At 56.5% G+C, this 646-nt stretch carries 1 protein-coding gene; it reads left to right on the plus strand.

The window, feature by feature from the left end; all coding sequences use genetic code 11:
* Positions 1–185 precede the first annotated feature (185 nt).
* On the plus strand, positions 186–646 hold a 461-nt coding region (locus BIU91_RS19140; RefSeq protein WP_216099634.1), incomplete at its 3' end, for a hypothetical protein.

Raw genomic sequence — 646 nt, forward strand, 5'->3', positions numbered from 1 at the left:
GTACGCCTCGCTACTCAGGAGACGCGGGTACAGCGAGAGCACCATCCGCCGACGGCAGGTCGCGCTTCGGCTCCTCATGATGGACACCAGCGGTTGACCAGAACCTCGGCCTAGCGCCGGAGGTGAGCAAACGTTGCTATCCTCATCCAACCCCGACTGTCCGACCACGAGGAGCCGGCTGAGACATGACCTTGACCGTTCCATATCAAGTGGTGAACTGGCGCGTGGACCTTGCCCCGGTTCCTGAGCATCCTGGCGTTATACCGCTTCCGGGTACCGTCGAATTCGCCAACGTCAGGGGGCGTGAAGGTGACTTGCTCATCCTTCAGTTCAGAAGCGGCTCGCACCTAACCTCGGACAAGCAGCAGGCGCTTGCGGATCTCGAATTGGGACGCGTCGGAGCGGCGTGCATCAGACCCAGCTCCCCGGATACCATCGGGAGAATACGCCTCCTACGCGGAATAGTTGCGGTAATTGATCTGCGAGGAGTACACTATAGGGAAAATGTAGCTTACCGTGAGAAAACTGGCCTGGAATACGAAAGAACACAATTTGGCTCCAACACGCAACCTGGAGAACTAATCCGGGATTCTGCTGGAAATTATTTCGTTTTTGAGTCCGACAGAAATGGCTTACTTGTCAACTG

Origin of the sequence: Curtobacterium sp. MMLR14_002 (assembly GCF_001864975.1) — a bacterium.
Taxonomy (GTDB): Bacteria; Actinomycetota; Actinomycetes; order Actinomycetales; family Microbacteriaceae; genus Curtobacterium; species Curtobacterium flaccumfaciens.